The organism is Pseudarthrobacter sp. Pseusp20, from assembly GCF_059492155.1.
In genome coordinates this window covers 513,930-537,582 of the sequence record NZ_CP168521.1, presented here as the reverse complement: position 1 = coordinate 537,582, position 23,653 = coordinate 513,930, and the positions used below count along the sequence as shown (strand labels likewise).

The following is a 23,653-nucleotide window of genomic DNA, read 5'->3' as shown; positions in this document are numbered from 1 at the left end:
CGCCAGCGCTAGCAGCCCTCAAAGTCGGTGAGGACCTTGACCTTCCCGGCGGAGGCCGACGTCGGATCGAACGTGTAGCCGATCCATTCCTTCGCAAGCCGCCGTGCGAGCTCGATGCCCACCACGCGCTGGCCCATGGTGAGCACCTGGCAGTCGTTGGACAGGATGGAGCGTTCCACGGAGAAGGAGTCGTGGGCAGCGGTGGCGCGGATGCCGTCCACTTTGTTCGCAGCGATCGCCACGCCGATTCCGGTGCCGCAGAAGAGGATGGCCCGGTCAGCGGCACCGTCCCGGATCATCTCGCCGGCTGTGATGCCCACGTAGGGGTAGGGCCTGGTGAAGTCGTCCGGGGCGTCGCTTCGGTTGACGCCGATGTCGAGGACCTCGCTGACCCGGGGGTCGGTGCGCAGGTCCGCCAGGATCTTGTCCTTGTAATCGACGCCGGCCTCGTCCGCGCCGACAATGAGCCGCAGCCCCATGGTGTTTCCTTTCGTTGCCATTACTTCGCTGACGCCTGCACAGTGGCAGCGGTTGCGCGGGTGAAGTGCGGCCCCACCACGGCGAAGACCATCGCCAGGGAGGTTGCACCGGGGTCCGGCGTGCCCAGGCTCTTCTCGGCCAGCGGGCGGGCACGGCCCTTGAGCGGAAGGAGGTCCGCGGTGGCTTCCGCCGCAGCAGCGGACTCCTGCGCGGCCTCCTGCCATGCACGGCCCGTTTCCACGCCCTCGGCCACTGCGCGGCTAAAGGCGGAAGCGAAGGGCAGCAGGGCATCCACCATGGTCTTGTCGCCTGTTTCGGCCTTGCCCAACTGGATGATCCGGTCAGCGAATGCGGTCACGGCTGCCGCAAGGGCACCGGGTTCGGGCGCCGAGGAGTTGCCCAGCGTCTCGCCAAATGCACGCAGCGCCGCTCCCCACAGGACGCCGGAGGTGCCTCCGGCCTTGTCCGCCCAGGCATCACCGGCAGCGGCAAGCACATCCCCGGCGCCGGCCCCGCCGGCCAGGGCATCCGACGCTGCGGCGGCTGCCGCATCCACGCCGCGCACCATTCCACGTCCGTGGTCGCCGTCGCCGGCAATAGCATCCATGCGGCCCAGCCGCTCTTCGGCGTCGTGCAGCGACGAACGGGCGGCGTCAATGGCCGCTACGCAGGCGGCGGCGTACTCGCGGGAGGCGTCCGTGGCGACGAACGAAGCGGCGGCCGCGCCGCCGTCGGACGTTTCCTCGACGCCACGGGTCCCGGACTCCAGGGCCGCGTTGCCACGGCGGTAGGCGGGCGTCTCCGCAGGGGCAACCCACAGCCGCTCAAGTTCCTCATCCAGCCAGGTGACCGTGAGCGAGACGCCGGCCATGTCCAGGCTGGTCACCAACTCGCCCACCTCGGGCATCACCAGCGTGTAGCCGGCCGCGCGGAGCAGCGGCGCCACGGCTCCCCAGAGGACAAAGAGCTCCTCATGCTTCGTGGAGCCGAGGCCGTTGAGGATGACGGCGATGCGCTTGCCGGCGTGAGGTGGCGTTTCAGAGAGCACCCGGGACACCAGTTCCTGCCCGAGGTCCTTCGCCGAAGGCAGGTCCGTGTCGTGCAGGCCGGGCTCGCCGTGGATGCCCAGGCCCAGGCCCATCTGCCCTTCGGGCAGCGTGAACAGCGGTGAGTCGGCGCCCGGGAAGGTGCAGCCGGCAAACGCGCTGCCGATGGTCCGCGTCAGGTCGTTGGCCTTGCGGCCCAGCCGCACCACCTCCGCGAGGTCCGCGCCGTTGTCCGCCGCCGCCCCCATTACCTTGAACACGGTGAAGTCACCGGCGATGCCACGGCGCTTAGCGGATTCCGACGGCGGGGCGCTGGCGATGTCGTCCGTCACCAGGACGTTCTCCACGGGGATGCCCTCGGCGGCCAGGCGTTCGCTGGCCATGCCGAAGTTCATCACGTCGCCGGCGTAGTTGCCGTAGGTGAAGACGACGCCGGCGCCGGACTCGGCGGCTTTGGCCACCGAGTAGGCCTGCTGGGCGGAGGGCGAGGTGAAGATGTTTCCCACCACCGCGCCGTCGGCGAAGCCGGCGCCTACCAGCCCGGCGAAGGCGGGGTAGTGCCCCGAGCCGCCGCCGGCCAGGACGGCGACTTTGGGCTGCGCCGGCCGGTACCGGCGGACAGCGCCACCGGGAACCTGCCGGACCAGGTCGGAGTGGACGTCGCAGAAGCCTGCCAGGGCCTCCTCGGCAAACTCTGAGGGGTCATTGAAGATTTTGGTCATGGGGGTTCTCCGGCATCCGGGGTGGTCTGGGAGCTGTTGCTGCTAGTGGATGTGGCTGCCGCCGTTGATGTCGATGGTGGTGCCGGTGAGGTAGGCGGAGTCCTCGGAGGACAGGAAGGTGATGACGGAGGCCACTTCTTCCGTGGTGGCGTTCCGGCCCAGCGGGATGCCCGCGTTGATGGCGGCTTCCTGCTCCTCGGTGCTGCCCACGCGGATGTTGGTGTCCACGGCACCCGGGGTGATGGCGTTGACGGTGACGCCGGTGGCGCCCAGTTCGCGGGCCAGGGCCTTGGTGAATCCCAGGATGGCTGCCTTGGCGGCGGAGTAGGGGACCTTGCCAAAGACGCCGCCGCCGCGCTGGGCGGAGACGGAGGACATGTTCACGATCCGGCCCCAGCCGTTCTCGATCATCTCCGGCAGGAACGCCTTGGTCACCAGGTAGGTGCCGGTGGCGTTGACGTCCATGACCTTGTGCCACAGCTCAAGGGTGGTTTCCAGGAACGGAACCGGGGAGGTGATGCCGGCAATGTTGGCCAGGGCGCCGACGGGCGGGAGGTTGCCGGCGGCCACCTCTGCGGCGACGGCGGCCTGGGCTGCGCTGACGGAGGCTTCGTTGGCGACGTCGATCTCGTGGCCGAAGGCGGGAACGTTGAATTCATTGCCGATCTCGGCTGCGACCTTGGCGGACTTCTCGCCGTCAAGGTCCAGGATGACGATGCCCCAGCCCTCACGGGCGTAGCGGCGGGCGGTGGTGATGCCGATGCCCCGGTCCGAAGTTGCTCCGGTGAGGACGGCGGTGCGCTGGATGGCGGTCATGGTGGTGCTCCTTGGGTTGTTCAGTTCAGATGAGGTCGGTGATGAAGCTTGCAGCCTTGGCGGCGGCGGCCGGGCGTTCGTCATGGGTGACGTCCCGGGTCTCCAGTTCCAGGGAGAAGTGGCCCGTGTAGCCGTCCGCGGCCAGCCGCTTCAGGCCGCCGGCGAAGTCGGCCTCGCCGTTGCCGATGCTGAGGTTGATGTTCCCCGGCACGGCGTCGCGCAGGTGGACATGGCTGATGCGGCCAGGGTGCCGGTCAAGATACGCCTGGACGTCCTCGCCGGCAGCCGTGATGTGGCTGAAGTCCATGACGATTCCGACGCCGGATCCGGCCAGCCGGTCGGCCAGCAGTCCCGCACGTTCCAGATTCCAGCAGAACCGCAGGAAGTGCAGGGATTCGGTCCAGAGTTCGACGCCGAACTCTGCAGCGCGCCGGCCAGCAGCAGCGAGCTGCGCGGCAATGAGGTCCAGGTCTCCCTCGACGCTCCGGACCGGGTTGTGGTCCAGGGCGCCGCAGGGCAGCACCAGGGCTTTGGCCCCGATGTTGGCCGTGAGGGTGAGCAGGGCGTCCAGGTGGCGCCGCCTGGCGTCCTGCCCATCGGCGTCGAGGACTCCGTTCAGGTCCCCGATGTCGCCGTTCACTGAACGGACCCGCACACCGGAGGCGACGACTTCCTGCGACACCGCCGCCACGGCGGCCCCGTCAAGTTCGTACGGCACGTGGTCGCAGACCCCGGGCAGGGCGCCCAGATCGATCTCCTCGAAACCAAGACCCTTCATGGTGCCCAGGGCAGTGTCCAGGTCCTGGTGCCGGAAGCTGATGGATGAGCACCCAAGTCTGGAATGGAACATCATTGATCCTTTGAATCGTGCCGAGCGGTAGTGATAAACACCACAGTAGAGGCGTTAACTGTCAACAGTCAACTCTGAAAGTCGACTGTTGACAGTGTAGATGATGTGCGTCACACTGGGTCGTACCAATTTGTTAACAGTCGACAGCGGCGGACTTCTTCAGCCGCTTTTCGAAAGGGAACCACCATGAGCAAAGATGCTCTGACCATGCGCGGCCCGGTGCACGGCACCAAGGACGCCCGCCGAGTTGCCATCGGATCCGGCGTTGGGGCCGTCATCGAGACGTATGACTTCATCGGCTTCGGCACCGCTGCCGCACTGTACTTCGGCACCGCGTTCTTCCCCGGCAGCGATCCCGTCACCGGCACGCTTGCCTCCTTCGCCACCTTGGGCGTCGGCTTTGCGGCCCGTCCGCTGGGCGGCATCATCGGCGGCCACCTTGGTGACAAAGTGGGCCGCAAGCCCGTCCTGGTTGCCTCGCTGATCCTGATGGGCCTGGCCACGTTCGCCATCGGCCTGCTCCCCACCTACGCAGCGGTGGGGCTGCTTGCCCCCGCACTGCTCGTCTTCGTCCGCATCGTCCAGGGCCTGGCCTTCGGTGCGGAGTGGGGCGGCGCCATCCTGATGAGCTACGAGCACGCCCCCTGGAAATCAAAGGGCAAGTACACCGGGATCGTCCAGGCCGGCTTCCCCGTGGGCCTGCTGCTGGCCAACCTGACCTTCCTCTTCAGCGTCCAGCTCGGCAACGAACTCGCCTGGCGCATCCCGTTCCTCGCCAGCATCCTGCTGGTGATCGTGGGCCTCATCATCCGTTCCAAGGTTCCCGAGTCCCCGGTCTTCGATGAAGTCAAGGACAGCGGCACCATCGTCAAGGCCCCGATCGTCGAGGTCATCAAGACTGACTGGCGCAACATCGTCAAGGGCATCGGCCTGCGCATCGCAGAGACCGCCGGCTACGCCGTCTCCATCACCTACATGATTTCCTACATCAACAGCCAGCACCTGGCGGACAAGAGCCAGACCCTGATCGCCCTCTGCATCGCGTCGGCCATCGGCATCTTCGCCACCCAGGCCTGGGCAGCACTGACGGACCGCATCGGGCGCCGCCCCCTGTACGTCTGGTCCACCGCCTTTGCCGCACTGTTCGCCATCCCGATGTTCCTGCTGGTCAACACCGGCCTGTTCATTGCCATCATCATCACCATCGTGATCTCGTACGCTGTCTGCCAGAACTCGCTCGCCGGTGCCCAGGGTTCGTGGTTCCCCGAGCTCTTCCAGGCCCGCACCCGCGCCTCCGGCGCCAGCCTGGCCTACCAGATCTCCGCCATGGTCTCCGGCTTCACCCCGTTCATCACCACCCTGCTGTTCGTCAGCTTCGGCTGGATGGGCCCGGCACTGCTCTTCGGCGCCTACGCCCTGATCGGCCTCTGGGCCGCCATCGCCACCCGGGAAACCTGGGGCAAGCGCGAACGGGAGCTCGCCGACGAAGCCACCAAAAGCACCCCCAACACCGTCAACGCCTGAATGACCCGCACGCACCAAACGATCACGGAGCCAGTAATGCCTACAGATACAGTCCAGGACAACGCACTGCAGACCGCAGTGACCCCGGAACGTGTGGACAGGATCAGCGCCGCCGCCTACCGGATCCGGCACCACGCCCTGAACATGGGCGAGGTGCAGGGCCAGGGGTACGTGGGCCAGGCACTGGGCGCCGCGGACATGCTCGCCACCGTCTACGGGGACCAGCTGAAATTCCGCGCGGATGACCCGCACTGGGAGGGCCGGGACCGGTTCCTGCTCTCCACCGGGCACTACGCCATCGGCCACTACGCCGCCCTGGCGGAGGCCGGCATCGTCCCGGTCGAGGAGCTGGAAACCTACGGCTCGGACGACTCGCGGCTGCCCATGTCCGGGATGTCCACCTACACCCCCGGCATGGAAATTTCCGGCGGCTCCCTGGGGCACGGCCTGACCATCGCCGTCGGCATGGCTTTGGGCCTGCGCTACCAGGGCTCAAGCGCCCGGGTGTTCAACTTCCTCTCCGATGGTGAGCTGGACGAGGGCTCCACCTGGGAAGCGGCCATGGGCGCGCACCACCACCAGCTGGGCAACCTCACCGCCATGGTGGACATCAACGCCCTGCAGGCCGACGGCAAGACCGACACCGTGCTCCGGACTGAGCCGGTCACCGAAAAGTGGGAATCGTTCGGCTGGTACACGCAGCGGGTGGACGGGAACGACGTCGGCGCGCTGCTGGCAGCGTTCGACAACGCAGCCGCCCAGGCCGCCGCCGTCGGACGTCCCTCCGTGATCCTGTGCGACACCAAGGTGGGCCGCGGCGTCCCCCTGCTCGAGGACCGCGAAAAGGCGCACTTCATGCGCATCGAAGAAAACGAATGGCAGACCTGCCGCGAGCAGCTCACCGCCGGATATGAAGGAAAGGCTTCAGCATGAGCACCACCACCGAGGCTCCCGATACCGCAGCCGCGGCCAAGCCGAAGCTGAAGACCTCGGCGATGATCGCATCCTTCGCGGACCCGGGACAGAAGACGTCCTCCGCGCCGTTCGGTCACGCCCTGGTCAAGGCCGCGCAGGAGAACGACAGGATCGTGGGCCTGACCGCGGACCTGGGCAAGTACACGGACATGCACATCTTCGCCAAGGCCTTCCCGGAGCGGTTCTTCCAGATGGGCATGGCCGAGCAGCTGCTCTTCGGCGCCGCCGCCGGCCTGGCCGAAACCGGCCTCGTCCCGTTCGCGTCCACCTACTCGGTGTTCGCCGCCCGCCGCGCCTACGACTTCCTCTGCCTGGACGCGGCCGAACCGAACCTGAACGTCAACATCGTGGGCGGCCTGCCCGGCCTGACCACCGGTTACGGCCCAAGCCACCAGGCCACGGAGGACATGGCGATCTTCCGCGGCATGCCCAGCCTGACCATCGTGGACCCCTGCGACTCGATCGACATCGAACAGGCAGTGCCGCAGCTCGCCGCCTCCGAAGGACCCACCTACCTGCGCCTGCTGCGCGGCAACGTGCCCACCGTCCTGGACGAGTACGACTACACGTTCGAACTCGGCAAGGCCAAGGTGCTGCGCGGCGGCAACGACGTCGTCTTCATCTCCTCCGGCCTGATGACCATGCGTGCGTTGCAGGCAGCCAAGGCGCTGGCGGCACACAACGTGGACGTCGCCGTCGTGCACACCCCCACCATCAAGCCGTTCGACGCCGAAACCGTCCTCAAGGAGATCAACACCGACCGGCTCGCCGTCACCCTGGAAAACCACTCCGTGGTGGGCGGACTGTTCGAAACCGTCGCCTCCGCCGTCGTCACCGCGGGCCTGGGCAAGCGGGTGGTGCCCGTGGCGCTCCCCGACCAGTTCCTGGACGCCGGCGCCCTGCCCACCCTGCACGAGCGCTACGGGCTGGCCACAGACCGCATCGTCGCCAAGGTCCTGGCCGAACTCGGCTAAAGGCCAGGCACCAGATGGAAAATGCACGGCACCGGTCCTAAGCCGGTGCCGTGCATTCTGCCGTACTATCGAAACTACTACCGACTGTAAACAGTCGACTTATGACATTGAGGACAGAAGCCATGGCCGGACTGACCGCCCCCTTGCTGGGACTGGAAAAGAAGAGCCTGCGCGAGCAGGCCCTCTCGGCGCTGAGGACCGCCATCACCAGCGGAGAACTGGAACCCGGCCGCCACCTGGTGGAAACCGAGCTGTCCGAGATGCTGCAGATCAGCCGCGGCACCCTTCGCGAAGCCCTCCGCCAACTGGAGCAGGAGGGCCTGCTGTCCGCCGGCCCCCGCGGCAGGCTGTCCGTCCGGCACCTGGACGAAAAGGAAATCCGGGACATTTACTCCGTCCGCGCCGCCCTGGAGTCCCTGGCTGCCCGGACCCTGTGCGAACTGCCGGACCGGCAGCAGGTCACCGAATCACTGCACAAGGCCATTGACGCCATGGAGGCCGCGGCCAGCGGCAGCCTTGAGGCGCGGATCGAATCCGATCTCGAATTCCACCGCACGCTGTGCCGGCTCACCGGCAACGAAACACTGCTCCACTCCTGGGAATCCCTGGAGGGCTCCATCCGGATGTCCATCATGTTCGCCGGCCTGGAAAAAGGCGTCAGCAACATGAGCGTGGACCGGCACAAGGACATCGTCGCCGCCATCGACACCGGGGATGCCACCCTGGCCCGCAAGACCATCCTGGAACACATGGACACCGCGGCAGCCAACCTGGTGGCGTAGCTTTCGGCCTCTTTACCTTCCCGGCTGGGAATCCCACGGCACTCCCAGCCGTTAACCTACTGCGCGGTAAATAACCGCGGCGTTAACGAGGGATGGTATGACCGCAAAGTTTGTGTCAGTTGAGGACGACGCCGGCAAGGTCACCCGGTATGCCCGCCACGACAACGGCGGCGGCCTCATTGCACCTGGAGCCATCGTGGCCGACAGCGCCAGGATCGGCTCCATGAGCTATGTGGAACACGGGGCCAGGGTGGGTGCAGGCTGCCGGATTGGACACGGCAGCTGGATCGACCGGGACGCGACGATCGGTGACCGGACGGTGATCGGCGATGGCGTGCGCATTGGCCGGGGCACGGTGATCGGCAACCGGGTCCACATTGGCAGCCACTCAAGGATTGGTTCCAGCGTCCTGATCGAACACGGCGCCCACCTGGACAGCGACAGCACGGTGCCTGACGGCAGCGAGGTCCTCGCCGGGGCGCACTCACGCCTGGCACCGGCCCGGCACCGGCAGCACCGGAGAGTCAAGGGCGGGATAGCGGCCTAACCCGGGGCTGTAGGTTCGCGGGTTACTGGGTTAATGGGTCACGGGGCGGTGCTCCCGCGCACCACCAGTTCCGCCGGATAGATGACCGGTTCCGATGCCTCTTCGGGGTTTCCGATGGCGCTGACCAGAAGCTTTCCTGCCGCAGCAGCCATCTCCACCATGGGATGGGCCACCGTTGTCAGTCCCAGGCCGTTCGCCGCCTGGATGGAATGGTTATCGAAGCCGACAACCGCCACGTCGACGGGCACACGGCGGCCCGCACTTCGAAGAGTGTCCACGACGCCAAGCGCCATGAGGTCGGACGCAGCGAAGATCCCGTCCACCTCAGGCGCCGTGGACAGCAGGTGCTCCGTAGCCTCCGCACCTCCCGCCGTCGTGAAGTCCCCGTGGATGACGGGCCCGGGCTGGAGGCCGGCTTCCCGCAATCCCTGCAGCCAACCTTCCAGGCGGTCGACGGCGGCTGTCATGTCCGTAGGGCCGGCAACAGTTCCGAGCCTGGTGCGGCCGATGCCGGCCAGGTGCCGCGCTGCCAACCGGCCGCCCTCGAAGTTGTCCAGGTCCACGTAGGGAATCCCGGATGCCGTGTCCCACGGCCTGCCGATGAAGACGGTTGGCAGCCCGGTGGCTCCCAGGGTCTCCACCCAGTCGTCCGCCCGGTGATGGGACACCACGATCGCGCCGTCAACGTGACCGCCGCGCAGGTAGCGGATGGTCCGTGCAGAATCGTCCCCTGCCCGGGACATCAGCAGGACCAGCTGCAGGTCCGTATCGCGCAGTGCCTCGTTGACTCCCGTGATCACCGCAGCAAAATAAGGGTCCATCATGACCCTGGCATCAGGTTCAGGGATCACCAGGGCCACCGAACCCGCACGCCGGGTAACCAGGCTCCGCGCAGCACGGTTGGGCGTGTAGCCCAAAGCGACGATCGCGGCGTCGACGGCCGCTTTGGCTTCGGGACTCACCTTCAATCCGCCGTTGATGGCACGGGAGGCAGTAGAGCGGGACACGCCGGCGGCCGACGCCAGGTCCTCCAGCGTTGGACTTGGCCGCCCCGCCCCTGCCGGGGCCGGGCGGCTGGAGTTTGCGTTCATTACACCGACAATACGACACCTTGACCTGATGCCGGCACGAGGTTGCTGGCCGCCGTCATGGCGTTGCCGGATGCCACCGCCGCGTACCACAAACCGCTCGCTTTCGGGACACGATTCTGGGTTGGATAGTCCACCCGGACCAGGCCGAAGCGCTGATGGTATCCAAAGGACCATTCAAAGTTGTCCAGCAGGGACCATGCGAGATAGCCGCGGACATCCACGCCGTCTTCGATGGCCCCGTGGACGGCCTGGAGATGGGCTGCGAAGAACCCCAGCCGGTCCTGGTCGTCCACGAACCCCGCTTCATTGGGAACATCATTGTAGGCGGCCCCGTTTTCGGTGATGTAGATGGGGATCCCGGCGGGGCCGGTGTAGTCTCCATGCAGCCGGTTGAGCAGGCGCCGCAGCCCCTCCGGCTGGACCTCCCAGCCCATGCCCGTTCTTGGCAGGCCCCTTGGAACCGACCGCGCCCCGTCGGCCGCCACGAAAGGGGAGGACACCGGGCGCGCTGCCTGCCCGGGAACCGACGTCGTCTCCTGACCCGCCTGTTCCCCGGGGTCCGCCGGGTCCTTCGTGAGGGATTCACCGTGATAGTAGTTGACGCCCAGCAGGTCCAGCGGCGTGGAAATAAGATCCAGGTCACCGTCATGCACCAGGTCAGCCATTCCCAGGTGTGCGACGTCTGCCAGGAGATCGTCCGGATACTCGCCGCGGAACAACGGGTCAAGGAAAATCCTGTTGAACTGCCCGTCGATCCGCCTGGCAGCGTCCCGGTCGCCGGCGCTGCCGGGGTCCCTGGGATCGGCGACCGTCAGGTTCAGGGTAATGCCCAGGGACGTTGAAGCGTCTCGGCGCCGGAGTTCCCGGACCGCCAGGCCGTGACCCAGCAAAAGGTGGTGTGCCGCAGCAAGGGCTGAACGGGGCTCCTGACGCCCCGGGGCATGGATGCCGGCAGCGTAGCCAAGGAAAGCCGAGCACCACGGCTCGTTAAGGGTCGTCCAGATGCGGACCCGGTCCCCCAGCACGCTGTGCATCAGGGCCGCGTACTCGGCGAAACGGTATGCGGTGTCCCGGTTGGCCCAGCCGCCTTTCTCTTCAAGTGCCTGTGGCAGGTCCCAGTGGTAGAGGGTCAGCCATGGCGTGATCCCGGCGGCCAGCAGTTCATCCACCAGGCGGGAGTAGAAGGCGATCCCTTCCGGGTTGGGTGTGACGCCGTCGGGCACGCAGCGCGCCCAGGACGTGGAGAACCGGTACGCCTTCATGTGCAGCTTGCCCATGAGCGCCACGTCCTGCTTGTAGAGCCGGTAGTGGTCGCAGGCCACCTCACCGTTGTGGCCGTCCGCGACGGCACCGGGCAGCCGGGCGAACACATCCCAGATGGAGTCCTCTCGGCCGCCGGTGTGTGCTGCGCCTTCGATCTGATAGGCAGCTGTTGCCGCGCCCCAGAGGAAACCCTCCGGAAATTCAAGTCGGGTGGGACTCATCCTTTGACTGCTCCTTGCATAATTCCAGATACGAGTTGCCGGCCTGCAGCGATAAAGAGGAGCAGGAGCGGGATGGTGGCCAGGACTGCGCCGGCCAGGACCACGGAGTAGTCCACGAAGTGGGCCGCCTGGAGCAGCTGCAGGGCCACCGGAAGGGTGGGGTTCGAAGGGTCAAGGACAATGAACGGCCAGAAGAAGTTCGTCCAGGTGGCCACGAAAGTGAACAACGCGAGCATGGCGGCAGCAGGCCTTGCCGCCGGGAATCCGACGTGCCAGAAGGCCTGGATCATGGAAGCACCGTCCATCCTCACAGCTTCAATCAGTTCATCCGGGAGGGCGTCGCGCAGGTACTGGGTCATCCAGAAGACGCCGAATGCGGTAACAACGCCGGGGATGATGACGGCCCAGAGGGATCCGGTCCATCCCAGTTTGGACATCAGGATAAACAGCGGGACTACGCCGAGCTGGGTGGGAACGGCCATGGTTGCGATGACAAACACCAGCAGCGCCTTGCTGCCGCGGAAGCGGAGCTTGGCGAAGGCGAATCCGGCAAGGGTGGAGAACACGACGACGGATGCCGCCGTCACGCAGGAGACCATAAGGCTGTTGCCCATTGCCTTCCAGAACGGAATGCTGGCAAAGACTTTGGCGGCGTTGGCCAGGAAGTTCCCGCCAGGCAGCAGCGGGATGCCGCGGCTCAGTGCGGTGTTGTCGTGGCTGCCCACCAGGAAGGACCAATAGAGCGGAAAGAGGGACGCCAGGAGGACAGCGCCCAGGAAGCCGTAGGTGAGGAAGCCGGGCCGGCGGTCACTTCCGTGGCCCGACCTTTGTTTCCGGGTACCTGGCCCGCGCCGCGCTGCTGCCTTGGCCGCCCCTTTCCCGGCGGACTGTTCGATCATGGGAATGGAGCTCACTTGCGGCCTCCGTTGCTTGCGATGCGTTTGGTGATGAGGAAGTTGAGCAGGGCGATCAGCACGATGATCAGGAAGAGCAGCCAGGCCACGGCAGATGCCCTGCCGAAGTTGCGCTGGCCCCAGCCGAGTTCCCAGATGTACATGGTCAGCGTCTGCCACTGCCTGTCCGCTCCGCCCAGGCCGGACTGGTCGAAAACCCGCGGTTCGTCGAAAATCTGAAGGCCACCGATGGTGGATGTGATCACCACGAAGATCACCGTTGGCCGCAGCATGGGAACGGTCACGGAAAAGAACTGCCGCAGCCTGCCCGCGCCGTCGATTGTTGCCGCCTCGAACACATCCCGGGGAATGGCCTGCATTGCTGCGAGGAAGATCAGCGCGTTGTAGCCGGTCCAGCGGAAGTTCACCATGGTGGCAATAGCCAGGTGGCTCGCAACGGACTCTGAATGCCACCGGACCGGGTCCAGCCCTGCCGCCGTCAACATCCCGTTAACCAGCCCAAACTGGTCCGCAAAGAGGTTGTTGAAGATCAGGCCTACTGCCACCGGCGCCACGACGAAGGGGACCAGGACCCCCATCCGCCAGAACGTCCTCGCCCTCAGGTTCGCGTCCAGCACCGCCGCTATCACCAGGGCGATAACAACCTGGGGAACGGAGGACAGGATGAAGATGCTGAAGGTGTTGCCCACGGCGTTCCAGAAGTAGGGCTGGGCCACGATGAAGGCGTAGTTTTCCAGGCCCGTGAACTTCCCCTGGCCGCCGATGAGGTTCCAGTTGTGCAGGGAAACCCATGCCGTGTACACCAGCGGGAACAGACCGGTGACGGCGAACAGGATAAAGAACGGCGAGATGTAGAGGTAGGGGGACAGCTTTACGTCCCACCTGGAGACCTGCTGCGAGAAGGCCAGGCGCCGGACACTCTTCGCGCCCGCCGGACGCGGGGACTGTCCCCCGGCGCTTTGGGGCTTGACCCGGTCGGTGACAGTCATGCCTAGAGGGCTTTCACCGCGGCGGCGAACTTCTCCCAGGAGGAGGCGGCGTCGTCGGATTTGTCCACATCCACCCGGGTGAGGGCCTGCTGCATGGCGTCGTTGATGGCAAAGAACTTGGTTCCCTTGAAAGGCGTCACGTCAACGGCTTTGGCGCGTTCGGCGAAGATCCGGCCGGTGGGCGCACCGTTGAAGAACCCGTTCGTCTGGTCCAACAGTTCACTGCTTTCCAGGGCCTTCTTCTGGCTGGGGAAGGTGCCCTTGGCAGTGAATGCCTTGATCTGCTGTTCGGGTGCGGTCAGCCAGCCTGCCAGCTTCTTCGCCTCGGCCTGGTGCGCGCCCTGGGTGGGGACCGTCAGGTAGGACCCACCCCAGTTTCCGCCGCCGCCGGGGAAGACGTTGGCCACGTCCCAGCCGGCGACCCCCGCCGCGTTGCCCTCGATGACACCGAGCATCCAGCCCGGGCAAAGGGTGGTGGCGAAGGCGCCGGTCTGGAAACCGGACGCCCAGTCATCGCTCCACTGCTTGAGATGAGCTGACAGCCCGTCCTCGGTGGAGGCTTTGAGGACCTGGTTGTAGGTGTCCCTGACCTTCTGGTTCTCCGTGGCGATGACGGTGCCGTCTTCCTCCTCGTAGACCTTGTCAAGCTGGTTGCTCATGCCCTGGTAGATAGCCCCGGCGGAGTCGAACCAGGCGGACTCCGGCCTGGCGGCCTTGAATGCCTTCCCGGCTTGGAAGTAGCTGTCCCACGTGGTGCCCAGCAGTTTGGCAACTTCCTCACGCTGGGTGGGCAGGCCGGCCTTTTTGAACTGCTCAGCGTTGTAGCAGACGGCCTCAGGGCCGGAGTCGGTCCCGTAGCCAAGAAGCTTGCCGTCGGCGGTTGTGGCGGCCTCGGCCTTCCAGTCCAGCCAGCGACCTTCAACAGCGGGGTCGCTCAGGTCCGCGAAGCGGTCCGGATACTGCAGGAGTTCCGGGAGCCAATCCACCTCTACGGCCTCGATATCGGACAAGCCTGAGCCGGCAGCCAGGCGCGTCGTGAGGTTGTCCCGTGCTTCATTCGTGGTTGCCGCCTTCTTGTGCACAATGGTCACGTTCGGATTCAGGGCTTTGTATTCCTCAAAGAGCGCCTCATAGCCGAATTCGTTGAACGTGCCGACCGTGAGCGTTACGGGCTCGGATCCCGTTGCACCGTTGACTCCTGCCTTCTCGGGCGATGAGGAACCGCACGCGGTCAACGACAGGGCAAGGCACGCGGCGGCAGCCGAAAGCACGGAGAACTTGCTGGGGTTTTTCACAGGGGAAGACTCCTTCGTCAGAAATGCCCCATTGGTCCGATGGACGGTGGGGCTGGGGAGCGGTGGGGACGGGTCGGAGGCCGATCCGTGGTGGGAGCGCTCTCACCAAATGGTGTCCCATCTCACAGATGGTTGTCAAGGCGAGGTAGGAGCGCTCCCATATGCCCTTGTCGACACCCCGTTGCGGTGTTAGGCTTCCCCGACGAGAGCGCTCCCACGGCCGCGTCTTTTCGCCGCCCACATCCGTCTCGACGAATCCCACCGACGAACAGGACCAGCAATGCCGCTAGCCCACCTGCCCCAACCGCCGCGCGCCGAAAGGCCCAACGGCCCCCAACCGCGGCGCATGCAAAGCCCCCTCAGACACGTCACCGGCACGGCGGTCCTCCTGGCCGGCCTGATAGGCAGCGGAGGAGGAATGGCCGTCGCGTCGCCCGCCGCACCACAGGCATGGGCCCCGACCCAGGCAGCCGCGCCCCAGGCCCCCCTGCCGGCCGCGATCCCGGCTCCTCCACAGGCGACGCAACACCCCTTCGGACCCAATGTGTACGTCTTCGACCCCAGCATGCCGGTGGCCCGGATCCAGGCAACGGTGGACTCCATCGCGGCGCAGCAGGTGGACGACGAAATGGGGACCAAACGCTATTCCCTGTTGTTCAAACCCGGCACCTATGGAACCCCGGAGCAGCCGCTGATTGTCCAGGTGGGCTACTCCACGGAGGTTGCGGGGCTGGGTGCTGCACCCGCCGACGTCACCATCAACGGGCACGTGGACGTCTACAACCGCTGCCTGTCCGCGGACAACTGCATCGCGCTGAACAACTTCTGGCGTTCGCTGTCCAACCTCACCATCAACGTCACCGGACTTGAAGGCTGCCGCAGCTCGGCGAACTTCTGGGCGGCTTCGCAGGCCTCACCCATGCGGCGGATCAACATCACCGGCGGCAACCTTTCCCTCATGGACTACTGCACGGCAGGGCCGCAGTACGCCAGTGGCGGCTTCATCGCGGATTCAAAGACGGGCGCCGTCATCAACGGCTCACAGCAGCAGTACCTGGTCCGCAACAGCAGCATCGGCAGCTGGTCCAACGGAGTGTGGAACCAGGTGTTCTCGGGCGTAAACGGGGCGCCTCCGCAGTCCTTCCCGAACCCGCCGTACACCACCCTGGCCGCCACGCCGATCAGCCGCGAGAAGCCGTACCTGACGTTGGATCAGGCCGGCCAGTACAACGTGTTCCTGCCCGCCGTCCGCCGGGACTCTGCCGGGACCACGTGGGAAAACGGTCCCACAAAGGGCCGCAGCATCCCCTTGGCCGACTTCTATGTCGCGAAGCCCGGCGATTCAGTGCAGGCTATCAACTCCCAGCTGGCCAGGGGAAAGCACCTCCTCCTGACCCCGGGGGTGTACGACGTTGACCAAAGCATCGAGGTCAAGCGGGCAGGAACCGTCGTTCTCGGGCTGGGCATGGCAACCCTCACCGCCGTCAACGGAGCGGTCCCCTTGACGGTGGCCGATGTCCCTGGTGTCGACGTCGCCGCCGTCACCATAGATGCCGGAGAGATGGAGTCACCTGCCCTGATGCGCGTCGGCAAGGCCCGCCAGGGCGCAGGGAGCGGGCCGGCCAACTCCGCCGCCCTCAGTGATCCGGTCAACCCCACCACGCTCCATGACGTGTTCTTCCGCATCGGCGGCCCGCATGTTGGCAAGGCTTCGGTCAGCCTGGAAGTCAACAGCGACAACGTCCTCCTGGACCACATCTGGGCCTGGCGCGCCGACCATGGGAACGGCGTCGGCTGGACCACCAACACCGGCGCGAACGGCGTGATCGTCAACGGCAACAACGTCACCGCCACGGGCCTGTTCGTGGAGCACTACCAGCAGTACAACGTCATCTGGAACGGCGACGGCGGCAAGACCGTCTTCTTCCAGAATGAGCTCCCCTACGACGCGCCCAACCAGGCAGCGTGGCAGCACGACGGCGTCCTGGGCTGGGCAGGTTACAAGGTGGCAGATTCCGTCAAAACCCACGAGCTGTGGGGCGGCGGCAGCTACGTGTACAACAACGTGGATCCAAGCATCCACGCCACCCGTGGCTTTGAGGTTCCGGTAACGCCGGGTGTGAGGCTGCACAGCCTTTTGACGGTGAACCTCGGCGCGGGAACGCTGGACCACGTGGTCAATGACACCGGCGCACCGGTGTCAACCGACGCCGTCGGAGTTCCCAGCTACGTAGCCGACTTCGGCTAAAGAACCCCCTCAGGACCACCGCAGGGCGCGGTGCGGCAGTCAAGGCCGCACCGCGCCCTGCTACGTGTTTCGAAGTGCCTTCCCTCGCAGCCCGGCCCCGCCCCACACGGCCAGGAGCAGCGCCACCAGCAGCAGGCCGGCGTCGCCCAGGTCGACGGACGCCAGCCACGCGGTCAGCGGATCCTTAGGGGCAAAGGCCGCGTGGAAGAACCCGGCCAAGGTAATCACCGAGATGAACAGCGCCGAGACCGCGGAAATGCCCGTTACCAGCGCGTTGAAGCCGAGCTTCCGCCGGGGATCATCCAACGCGGAGCGGTACATCCGCATCATGGCCATGCCGTTCAGCGAGTCGCACAGGGTCATCGCGGCAGCGAAGGCAAGCGGCAGCGCAAGCAAGGCGAAGGGCGGCACCCCGGCCAGCGAGGCCGCCGTCGCCATCATCAGCAGCCCGATGGTGGTGGCAGTATCAAAGCCCAGGCCGAACAGGAAGCCGATCACATAGATGCTCCCCGGCCGGCGCACCCGGGACAGCGGACGGGCGAGCAGCCGCGCCACCAGCCCCTGCGGCGCCAGGTCCCGGTGGCCAATGGTGGCGCCATCACGGGCGCGCCGGTAGGCAGAAAGTGAGCGGGTGAACGCGGAGCCGTTGAACAGTCCCATGGCCAGCAGGAACAGGCCGGACACACCACTGCCAATCAGGCCCAGGACCAGGTTTCCGGCCGTACCGTCCTGCATCAGTCCGCCCACCACGGACGCGCCGGCGATCACCAGCACGCCTGCCAGGGTCACCACTGAGCTGTGGCCCAGGCTGAAGGCGAAGCCCACGCTCACCGGGTCCTGCCCCTGGGCAACGAACCTGCGGGTGGAGTTGTCGATCGCTGCGAGGTGGTCCCAGTCGTAGCTGTGCTTCACGCCTGCGAGGTAAGCGGTGAGCACCAGCCCCGAGGACAGCGGCCGGCTTCCTGCGCCGAAGGTCCCGGCTAGCAAAAGGACGACGGCGGCGGCATGGAGCGCGGCTACCGCACCGAAAGTGAACAGCACCCGGGTCCGGAGCGGCAGCAGGTCCCGGTCACGGTAGAGGATGCCGATGCTGGTCATCAGTGCTTCCTCAGGTTTAGCGGGGCCTGGCCGTACCAGAGTCCGCGGAGCAGGTCCGTGCAGGAACGGAGCAGCAGGTTCAGTTCGTCGGTGCTGTGGGAGAGGCTCCGCAGCACCAGTCCGGTTGTGCCTGCCACGGTGCGGGTCAGGGAGATGCCGGTCAGCGATTCCCGGCCGGCGGTGAGGCCGTGGAGTTGGTCGGCGAGCGCCTGGTCCACCCGTGCGTCCACCACCACCAGCGACGCCAGGTGGCTGTATCCCTCCATGAAGCCGAGTCCGGTGACGTCGTGGAGTGGCGGCCGGATCAGCAGGTTGTCCAGTGCCAGCAGCTGCGGGTCACCATCAGCGGCCTCAATATGGATGTCGTTGCGCAGCCGGACTTCCTGGTACCGGAAGGCGGCTCCGTCGGGCGACCAGCCGGGGGTTACTACCTCGGCCATGACCAGGCTCGACGACGGCCGCAGGGTCACGGAGGTCCGCTGCCGGTAACTGGCCTGGCGGTAGGCGATGAGCTGGTCGGGCATGAGTTCCAGCCGCGCCCCCTCCCCCAGCCGCACAGTCATCCGCTGCTCTGCAAAGGACCCGGGAGTCCGGTAAACCTTCGTGGCGGACTGGGTGGTCAGGAGAAGGTCGGCCCCATCCTGGACCTCAACATCAACAAGGAAGAGGTCAGCGCCAAGATACGCCCCGCCAGGATTCACGACGACATAACAAACCTGCCCGGAGTCATCGAGATAGTGAGGGCGGAGTACCCGAAGGGCCCCCTCATGGAACTGATGTGAGGCAAGGGACCGGCGGCCCCGCAAAGTGACGCCCAGCTCAAGCCGCCCCATAGGTGACTGTCCGTGGCCGGATCCGGCGGCTTCGCCGGATTTGGGCAAGTCCACGACTGCCATGTCTATTGCGCCAGGTCGAGCATCAGGACGTCGTGCCGGATCCAGTCGATGACCTTGTCCAGGCCCTCGTCAGTTTTCAGGTTGGTGAAGCAGAACGGTTTGTTGCCTCGGAATTCCTTGGAATCCCGCTCCATGACGGCCAGGTCAGCCCCGACGTGCGGCGCGAGGTCGGTTTTGTTGATGATGAAGAGGTCGGACTTGATCATGCCCTGGCCGGCTTTGCGCGGGATCTTTTCGCCCTGGGCCACGTCGATGATGTAGATGGAGAAGTCCACGAGTTCGGGGCTGAAGGTGGCGGAAAGGTTGTCGCCGCCGGATTCGACGAAGATGACCTGAAGGTCGGGGTGGCGGGCTTTGAGTTCCTCGATGGCGGCGGTGTTCATGGAGGTGTCCTCGCGGATGGCGGTGTGGGGGCAGCCGCCGGTTTCGACGCCGATGATCCGGTCCACGGGGAGGATGCCGTTGGCGGCGAGGATCTTGGCGTCCTCGATGGTGTAGATGTCGTTGGTGATGGCGGCCATGGAGATCCCGCCGCTCATGTGCCGGGTGAGCCGCTCCACGAGCTGGGTCTTGCCGGCTCCCACGGGGCCGCCGATGCCGATCTTGATGGGTTCAGACATATGTCCTCCTTTGACTCAAAAGCACAGTATTTACAGGCACTGTCAGCTCATGAACATCCGGGCACGTTGGCGTTCGTGCCGCATTTGCGAGATTTCCAGCCCCGGACTGACGGCGCCGAAGTCGTCCAGCGTCAGGCGGGCGATGCTGTCGATGGCGGCAGCAACGTCGTCGTGCGCTTTCCGCAGCACCCGCTGCCCGGCGTTCTGCCCCAGGGGGATGGCGCGGACGGCATTCTGCGTCAGGGAGGTGGCGGTGGCAAAGAGGTAGGCGGCGAGCGCCTCCTGGAGCGGCACGCCCAGGGAGCGGGCGACGACGGCGAACGCCAGCGGCTGGTGCCCGGCGGCCCGGCCCGTGGTCACCAGGTCCCGGTACAGTTCCAGCGCAGGCGACGGAAACACCTCCGCCCCGATCTCCAGCAACCGAAGCCCCATTTTGATGCCCGCCTCCCGCACCTGCCGGGGCAACAGGGACGCAGAGAGCAAAGTATCCAGCTCCCCCACATCAACACCCCCGTAGAGAAAGCGGATGGCGAGCCCGTCAGAGTATGTCAGCTGCTGCCCGATGAACGCGCCGAGCCAGATACCGAAGGACTCTTCATCAGATACGAGCTCCCGCTCGATGTATGTCTCGAACCCAAGGGAGTGCGCAAACGCCCCGGTAGGCAAAGCGGAATCGACAAGCTGCTGAAGCGCCAGCTGATAGTTAGTGGCTGTGCTCAGCATGGCGGAAAGGTACAGGCATGACGCGTTCCTGGCGGGTGTAGGGGACGGCATTGTGGCGGAGGTAGTCCTCGACGGTGTGGTCGTAGGCGCACACCATGACGTCCGCCCCGTATTCGGAAGCGGCGTCGAAGAACTGGGCCTGGAGGTGGCGGTTGCCGAGGGAGTGCGCGGTGACGCCCATTTCGGAGATGGTGCGGGGTGCGATGACCAGGACGTCGGTGGGCAGCACGGACACCACGATCATGTTGGCCTCTTCCACGTGGAGGATGTCGCCGTCGCGGAGGTCCCCGGAGCCGGAGGGGAGGCGGATGCCGATTTCCTTTCCGTGGTCGGTGGTGGCGCGCTGGATGCGTTTGACCAGCTGGGAGCTGGGAAGCACCACCTTTTCCCGGTGCAGCCCGGCGTAGGTTTCGGGGTCCGGAAGGTCGTGCAGGTTGCCGAGGACTTTGTCGATGATCACGTGGGGGCTCCGGTGGGGTCTAGAACAGGAAATAACGCTGGGCCATGGGCAGGACGTCCGCGGGTTCGCAGGTGACGTCCTCGCCGTCGACGGTTACCTGGTACGTTTCCGGGTCCACCTGGATGTCGGGGGTGGCGTCGTTGTACTTGAGGTCGGCCTTGGTGAGGGTCCGGATGCCGGAGACGGCCCGGATGACCTTTTCCAGCCCCAGTTCCTGGGGTACCCCGGCGTCGATCGCGGCCTGGGACAGGAAGGTGATGGAGGACTGCTGCATGGCTTTGCCGAACGTGGCGAACATGGGCCGCATGGTGCGGGGCTGGGGAGTGGGGATGGAGGCGTTCGCGTCCCCCATCAGTGCGTAGGCGATCTGCCCGCCCTTGAGCACCAGCTCCGGTTTGACGCCGAAGAACGCGGGATCCCAGAGGACCAGGTCCGCAAACTTGCCAACCTCCAGCGACCCCACGGAGTCGGCGATGCCCTGGGCGATGGCGGGGTTGATGGTGTATTTCGCCACGTAGCGCTTGAGCCGGAAGTTGTCGCTGCCCGCGCTGCCATGGATTCCGGCGGCGGAATCTTCCAACACCCCGCGCTGCTTCTTCATCTTGTCCGCCACCTGCCACGTGCGGGTGATCACCTCGCCCACCCGGCCCATCGCCTGGGAGTCGGAGGAGGTGATGGAGAAGATGCCCAGGTCCTGCAGGACGTCCTCGGCGGCAATGGTTTCGGCCCGGATCCGGGAATCGGCGAAGGCCACGTCCTCGGGGATGTCCGGGTTGAGGTGGTGGCACACCATGAGCATGTCCAGGTGCTCTTCGATGGTGTTCCGCGTATAGGGCAGCGTGGGGTTGGTGGAGGCCGGCAGGACATTGGGCATGCCGGCAATCTTGATGATGTCCGGGGCGTGGCCGCCGCCGGCACCCTCCGTGTGGAACGTGTGGATGACGCGGCCGTCGATGGCGCGGATGGTGTCCTCCACGAATCCGCACTCATTCAACGTGTCGGTGTGGATGGCCACCTGGACGTCGTACTCGTCCGCCACCTTCAGGGAGGTGTCGATGGAGGAGGTGGTGGACCCCCAGTCCTCGTGGACTTTCAGCCCGATGGCACCGGCGCGGATCTGCTCGGCCAAAGGTTCGACGGCGGACGCGTGGCCTTTCCCGAACAGCCCGATGTTGATGGGCAGCCCCTCAGCCGCCTGCAGCATCCGCTGGATGTGCCACTTTCCGGGTGTGACGGTGGTGGCCTTGGTGCCTTCGGCAGGGCCGGTGCCGCCGCCGATCATGGTGGTCACCCCGCTGGCCAGGGCCGTGGGCACCTGGTCCGGGGAGATGAAGTGGATGTGGGTGTCGATTCCGCCGGCAGTGAGGATCTTCCGTTCGCCGGCGATGATTTCGGTGCCGGCCCCGATGACGATGTCCACGCCGTCGGTGATCTGCGGGTTCCCGGCTTTGCCGATGCGGAAGATATGCCCGTCCTTCAGTGCCACGTCCGCTTTGTAGATGCCGGTGTAGTCCAGGACCACCGCGTTGGTGATGACGGTGTCGGGAATGTCCTCGTCGCGGGTGGCCTGGCCGTTCTGGCCCATGCCGTCGCGGATTACCTTGCCGCCACCGAACACTACTTCCTCACCGTAGACGGTGAGGTCCTGTTCGATCTCGAGGAACAGGTCGGTGTCCGCCAGGCGGATCCTGTCACCGGCGGTGGGCCCGTACAGGTCCGCATACTGCCGTCGCGGGATCTCGAAGCTCACTGGACGTCCCCTTCCTGGCGGGTGCCGCCGTCGAGCTTTCCGTTGACCGCGTTGCTGAGCCCGAACACCTCACGGCGCCCGGCCAGTTCGATCAGCCGCACGCTCCGGGAGTCCCCCGGCTCAAACCGCGCAGCCGTTCCCGCAGGAATGTCCAGGCGCCGGCCGTAGGCGGCGTCCCGGTCGAAGGACAAGGCAGCGTTGGCCTCAGCGAAGTGGAAGTGGGAACCCACCTGGACGGGCCGGTCGCCGGTGTTGGTCACGGCCACCTCGATCGCGTCCCTGCCCGCGTTCGCGGTCACGGGCTCCGGCCGGAGAACGTACTCGCCTGGGATCATTGCGGCTCTCCTTAGCGGATGGGGTTGTGGACGGTGACGAGCTTGGTGCCGTCGGGGAAGGTGGCCTCGATCTGCACGTCGTGGATCATTTCCGGCACGCCCTCCATGACGTCCTCGCGGCTGAGGAGGGTGGTGCCGTAGCTCATGAGATCGGCAACGGTCCTGCCGTCCCTGGCGCCCTCGATCAGTTCATAGCTGATGATGGCCACGGCCTCCGGGTAATTAAGTTTCAGGCCGCGGGACTGCCGGCGCCGGGCCAGGTCCGCGGCCACCACGATCATGAGCTTTTCCTGCTCACGCGGCATCAGATGCATGGATTTCCCTTCGACGGCCAACGGCGTGGGCTCCAGCGTAGACCCGGCACGTTTCCGCCAGGTTTCAGCAGCATCAGGCCGGTCTATCCGGAGCCTGTTTGCTGACCGGTGGGGCCTACTTGCTGAGCCCGGAAAGGATCTCCCCGCTGGACTGGACGGGCTGGCGGTAGGTAGCGGAAAGGATGCGGAGCATGTCGGCGGCGTCCTGGTCGGCTTCGGAGGCCATGGCGTCCCTGGCATACGTCACGCGGATGTTGTGCGCGAATGCATCGGCGGCGGTCTGGGCAATGCAGTTGTGGGTTGAGACGCCCGCGAGCACCACCTGGTCGGCTCCCCAGTTCCGCAGCCGGGCCAGCAGGTTGGTGCCCACGAAGGCGCTGTCGCGGGTCTTGTTCAGCTGGGGCAGGTCTTCGGTGATGAGCCCCGGCACGGACTGGGCCTGTTCACTGCCGCGGAAGATGAACCCCTGGTCGTCGTCGAGCATGCTGAGGGTCCAGGTGGATTTGTCCCGCTCGTGTTCGGTGCCCACCAGCAGCGCCTTGTGGCCGGCGGCCTTGAACCCTTCCAGCAGCCGGTTGCACTCGCTGACCACCCGTTCCCGCTGGGCTGCCAGTTCGGGGGTTTCGAAGAAAGCGTTCTGCATGTCGATGACCAGGAGGGCAATCATGGCGGCACCTTTCCGTCTCTTGAACCGGTGGCATAGGCGTACCCGCTTGCGGA

24 protein-coding genes are annotated in these 23,653 nt (G+C 66.0%); 6 read left to right on the top strand and 18 right to left on the bottom strand.

Features of this window, described 5'->3' with window-relative positions:
• Window positions 1–8 precede the first annotated feature (8 nt).
• From ACEN9K_RS02640 to ACEN9K_RS02625, 4 genes are read right to left on the bottom strand one after another with little or no spacing between them, the layout of a single operon-like run.
• Window positions 9–500 carry an RpiB/LacA/LacB family sugar-phosphate isomerase gene (locus ACEN9K_RS02640; protein ID WP_026266011.1) on the bottom strand — a complete coding sequence of 164 codons (492 nt, stop codon included), beginning with the start codon at window positions 498–500 and terminating at the stop codon, window positions 9–11.
• Window positions 500–2,248: a dihydroxyacetone kinase family protein gene (locus ACEN9K_RS02635; protein ID WP_268002455.1), complete on the bottom strand. Its 1,749-nt coding sequence runs from the start codon at window positions 2,246–2,248 to the stop codon at window positions 500–502. Before ACEN9K_RS02635 ends, ACEN9K_RS02640 begins: the two co-directional genes overlap by 1 nt.
• A 42-nt stretch (window positions 2,249–2,290) precedes the next feature.
• Window positions 2,291–3,064, bottom strand: coding sequence for an SDR family NAD(P)-dependent oxidoreductase (locus ACEN9K_RS02630; protein ID WP_018770888.1), 774 nt, complete (start codon window positions 3,062–3,064; stop codon window positions 2,291–2,293).
• Between the two features lie 25 nt (window positions 3,065–3,089).
• Window positions 3,090–3,914 (bottom strand): sugar phosphate isomerase/epimerase family protein, encoded by an 825-nt coding sequence (locus ACEN9K_RS02625; RefSeq protein WP_495635137.1) that lies wholly within the window; start codon window positions 3,912–3,914, stop codon window positions 3,090–3,092.
• Between the two features lie 186 nt (window positions 3,915–4,100).
• Here ACEN9K_RS02625 and ACEN9K_RS02620 point away from each other — a divergent pair, with 186 nt between their 5' ends.
• From ACEN9K_RS02620 to ACEN9K_RS02600, 5 genes are all read left to right on the top strand, one after another.
• Window positions 4,101–5,438, top strand: coding sequence for an MFS transporter (locus ACEN9K_RS02620; protein ID WP_018770890.1), 1,338 nt, complete (start codon window positions 4,101–4,103; stop codon window positions 5,436–5,438).
• Between the two features lie 36 nt (window positions 5,439–5,474).
• On the top strand, window positions 5,475–6,371 hold the full coding sequence (locus ACEN9K_RS02615) for a transketolase (RefSeq protein WP_495635136.1): 897 nt from the start codon (window positions 5,475–5,477) through the stop codon (window positions 6,369–6,371).
• On the top strand, window positions 6,368–7,387 hold the full coding sequence (locus tag ACEN9K_RS02610) for a transketolase family protein (RefSeq protein WP_495635135.1): 1,020 nt from the start codon (window positions 6,368–6,370) through the stop codon (window positions 7,385–7,387). Before ACEN9K_RS02615 ends, ACEN9K_RS02610 begins: the two co-directional genes overlap by 4 nt.
• A 122-nt stretch (window positions 7,388–7,509) precedes the next feature.
• The gene (locus tag ACEN9K_RS02605) at window positions 7,510–8,169 is read left to right on the top strand and encodes a GntR family transcriptional regulator (protein ID WP_018770893.1); all 660 of its coding nucleotides are present in this window, start codon (window positions 7,510–7,512) and stop codon (window positions 8,167–8,169) included.
• A 97-nt stretch (window positions 8,170–8,266) separates the two neighbouring features.
• Entirely contained in the window at window positions 8,267–8,716 is a 450-nt protein-coding gene (locus ACEN9K_RS02600; RefSeq protein ID WP_018770894.1) for a DapH/DapD/GlmU-related protein, read from the top strand.
• A 38-nt stretch (window positions 8,717–8,754) separates the two neighbouring features.
• Here the strand turns inward: ACEN9K_RS02600 and ACEN9K_RS02595 are convergent, their stop codons facing one another.
• From ACEN9K_RS02595 to ACEN9K_RS02575, 5 genes are read right to left on the bottom strand one after another with little or no spacing between them, the layout of a single operon-like run.
• Window positions 8,755–9,807, bottom strand: coding sequence for a LacI family DNA-binding transcriptional regulator (locus ACEN9K_RS02595; protein WP_495635134.1), 1,053 nt, complete (start codon window positions 9,805–9,807; stop codon window positions 8,755–8,757).
• Window positions 9,807–11,291, bottom strand: a complete 1,485-nt coding sequence (locus ACEN9K_RS02590) for a glycoside hydrolase family 1 protein (protein WP_495635133.1) — start codon at window positions 11,289–11,291, stop codon at window positions 9,807–9,809. The genes ACEN9K_RS02595 and ACEN9K_RS02590 overlap by 1 nt, the downstream gene beginning before the upstream one ends.
• Window positions 11,288–12,205, bottom strand: coding sequence for a carbohydrate ABC transporter permease (locus ACEN9K_RS02585; protein WP_018770897.1), 918 nt, complete (start codon window positions 12,203–12,205; stop codon window positions 11,288–11,290). Before ACEN9K_RS02585 ends, ACEN9K_RS02590 begins: the two co-directional genes overlap by 4 nt.
• Window positions 12,202–13,194 carry a carbohydrate ABC transporter permease gene (locus ACEN9K_RS02580; RefSeq protein WP_056388319.1) on the bottom strand — a complete coding sequence of 331 codons (993 nt, stop codon included), beginning with the start codon at window positions 13,192–13,194 and terminating at the stop codon, window positions 12,202–12,204. Before ACEN9K_RS02580 ends, ACEN9K_RS02585 begins: the two co-directional genes overlap by 4 nt.
• Window positions 13,195–13,196: 2 nt before the next feature.
• Window positions 13,197–14,489 carry an ABC transporter substrate-binding protein gene (locus tag ACEN9K_RS02575; protein ID WP_018770899.1) on the bottom strand — a complete coding sequence of 431 codons (1,293 nt, stop codon included), beginning with the start codon at window positions 14,487–14,489 and terminating at the stop codon, window positions 13,197–13,199.
• 346 nt (window positions 14,490–14,835) lie between these two features.
• Between ACEN9K_RS02575 and ACEN9K_RS02570 the strand changes: the two genes are divergently transcribed.
• Entirely contained in the window at window positions 14,836–16,737 is a 1,902-nt protein-coding gene (locus ACEN9K_RS02570; protein ID WP_495635132.1) for a pectate lyase-like domain-containing protein, read from the top strand.
• Between the two features lie 60 nt (window positions 16,738–16,797).
• On the opposite strand, the gene ACEN9K_RS02565 is transcribed toward ACEN9K_RS02570, so the two are convergent.
• From ACEN9K_RS02565 to ACEN9K_RS02525, 9 genes are all read right to left on the bottom strand, one after another.
• A complete protein-coding gene (locus ACEN9K_RS02565; protein WP_495635131.1) occupies window positions 16,798–17,835 on the bottom strand; it encodes a HoxN/HupN/NixA family nickel/cobalt transporter in 1,038 nt (345 codons plus the stop codon).
• Window positions 17,835–18,668, bottom strand: coding sequence for an urease accessory protein UreD (locus ACEN9K_RS02560; RefSeq protein WP_235509724.1), 834 nt, complete (start codon window positions 18,666–18,668; stop codon window positions 17,835–17,837). The genes ACEN9K_RS02565 and ACEN9K_RS02560 overlap by 1 nt, the downstream gene beginning before the upstream one ends.
• 65 nt (window positions 18,669–18,733) lie before the next feature.
• Window positions 18,734–19,351, bottom strand: a complete 618-nt coding sequence (gene ureG / locus ACEN9K_RS02555; protein WP_488315225.1) for an urease accessory protein UreG — start codon at window positions 19,349–19,351, stop codon at window positions 18,734–18,736.
• A 42-nt stretch (window positions 19,352–19,393) separates the two neighbouring features.
• Window positions 19,394–20,074, bottom strand: coding sequence for an urease accessory protein UreF (locus ACEN9K_RS02550; protein WP_018770904.1), 681 nt, complete (start codon window positions 20,072–20,074; stop codon window positions 19,394–19,396).
• A complete protein-coding gene (ureE, locus tag ACEN9K_RS02545) occupies window positions 20,055–20,534 on the bottom strand; it encodes an urease accessory protein UreE (protein WP_018770905.1) in 480 nt (159 codons plus the stop codon). The genes ACEN9K_RS02550 and ureE overlap by 20 nt, the downstream gene beginning before the upstream one ends.
• A 19-nt stretch (window positions 20,535–20,553) precedes the next feature.
• Window positions 20,554–22,284, bottom strand: a complete 1,731-nt coding sequence (gene ureC / locus ACEN9K_RS02540; RefSeq protein WP_495635130.1) for an urease subunit alpha — start codon at window positions 22,282–22,284, stop codon at window positions 20,554–20,556.
• On the bottom strand, window positions 22,281–22,619 hold the full coding sequence (locus ACEN9K_RS02535; RefSeq protein ID WP_018770907.1) for an urease subunit beta: 339 nt from the start codon (window positions 22,617–22,619) through the stop codon (window positions 22,281–22,283). The genes ureC and ACEN9K_RS02535 overlap by 4 nt, the downstream gene beginning before the upstream one ends.
• Window positions 22,620–22,630: 11 nt before the next feature.
• A complete protein-coding gene (locus tag ACEN9K_RS02530) occupies window positions 22,631–22,933 on the bottom strand; it encodes an urease subunit gamma (protein WP_026266013.1) in 303 nt (100 codons plus the stop codon).
• A gap of 115 nt (window positions 22,934–23,048) precedes the next feature.
• Window positions 23,049–23,600, bottom strand: coding sequence for a cysteine hydrolase family protein (locus tag ACEN9K_RS02525; protein WP_018770909.1), 552 nt, complete (start codon window positions 23,598–23,600; stop codon window positions 23,049–23,051).
• Between the last annotated feature and the right edge of the window lie 53 nt (window positions 23,601–23,653).

What these genes read in the sequence shown, in the direction of transcription:
- ACEN9K_RS02640 (WP_026266011.1), bottom strand. Translation starts at nt 500, where the DNA reads ATGGCAACGAAAGGAAACACCATGGGGCTGCGGCTCATTGTCGGCGCG.
- ACEN9K_RS02635 (WP_268002455.1), bottom strand. Translation starts at nt 2,248, where the DNA reads ATGACCAAAATCTTCAATGACCCCTCAGAGTTTGCCGAGGAGGCCCTG.
- ACEN9K_RS02630 (WP_018770888.1), bottom strand. Translation starts at nt 3,064, where the DNA reads ATGACCGCCATCCAGCGCACCGCCGTCCTCACCGGAGCAACTTCGGAC.
- ACEN9K_RS02625 (WP_495635137.1), bottom strand. Translation starts at nt 3,914, where the DNA reads ATGTTCCATTCCAGACTTGGGTGCTCATCCATCAGCTTCCGGCACCAG.
- ACEN9K_RS02620 (WP_018770890.1), top strand. Translation starts at nt 4,101, where the DNA reads ATGAGCAAAGATGCTCTGACCATGCGCGGCCCGGTGCACGGCACCAAG.
- ACEN9K_RS02615 (WP_495635136.1), top strand. Translation starts at nt 5,475, where the DNA reads ATGCCTACAGATACAGTCCAGGACAACGCACTGCAGACCGCAGTGACC.
- ACEN9K_RS02610 (WP_495635135.1), top strand. Translation starts at nt 6,368, where the DNA reads ATGAGCACCACCACCGAGGCTCCCGATACCGCAGCCGCGGCCAAGCCG.
- ACEN9K_RS02605 (WP_018770893.1), top strand. Translation starts at nt 7,510, where the DNA reads ATGGCCGGACTGACCGCCCCCTTGCTGGGACTGGAAAAGAAGAGCCTG.
- ACEN9K_RS02600 (WP_018770894.1), top strand. Translation starts at nt 8,267, where the DNA reads ATGACCGCAAAGTTTGTGTCAGTTGAGGACGACGCCGGCAAGGTCACC.
- ACEN9K_RS02595 (WP_495635134.1), bottom strand. Translation starts at nt 9,807, where the DNA reads ATGAACGCAAACTCCAGCCGCCCGGCCCCGGCAGGGGCGGGGCGGCCA.
- ACEN9K_RS02590 (WP_495635133.1), bottom strand. Translation starts at nt 11,291, where the DNA reads ATGAGTCCCACCCGACTTGAATTTCCGGAGGGTTTCCTCTGGGGCGCG.
- ACEN9K_RS02580 (WP_056388319.1), bottom strand. Translation starts at nt 13,194, where the DNA reads ATGACTGTCACCGACCGGGTCAAGCCCCAAAGCGCCGGGGGACAGTCC.
- ACEN9K_RS02570 (WP_495635132.1), top strand. Translation starts at nt 14,836, where the DNA reads ATGCAAAGCCCCCTCAGACACGTCACCGGCACGGCGGTCCTCCTGGCC.
- ACEN9K_RS02565 (WP_495635131.1), bottom strand. Translation starts at nt 17,835, where the DNA reads ATGACCAGCATCGGCATCCTCTACCGTGACCGGGACCTGCTGCCGCTC.
- ACEN9K_RS02560 (WP_235509724.1), bottom strand. Translation starts at nt 18,668, where the DNA reads ATGGGGCGGCTTGAGCTGGGCGTCACTTTGCGGGGCCGCCGGTCCCTT.
- ureG (WP_488315225.1), bottom strand. Translation starts at nt 19,351, where the DNA reads ATGTCTGAACCCATCAAGATCGGCATCGGCGGCCCCGTGGGAGCCGGC.
- ACEN9K_RS02550 (WP_018770904.1), bottom strand. Translation starts at nt 20,074, where the DNA reads ATGCTGAGCACAGCCACTAACTATCAGCTGGCGCTTCAGCAGCTTGTC.
- ACEN9K_RS02535 (WP_018770907.1), bottom strand. Translation starts at nt 22,619, where the DNA reads ATGATCCCAGGCGAGTACGTTCTCCGGCCGGAGCCCGTGACCGCGAAC.
- ACEN9K_RS02530 (WP_026266013.1), bottom strand. Translation starts at nt 22,933, where the DNA reads ATGCATCTGATGCCGCGTGAGCAGGAAAAGCTCATGATCGTGGTGGCC.
- ACEN9K_RS02525 (WP_018770909.1), bottom strand. Translation starts at nt 23,600, where the DNA reads ATGATTGCCCTCCTGGTCATCGACATGCAGAACGCTTTCTTCGAAACC.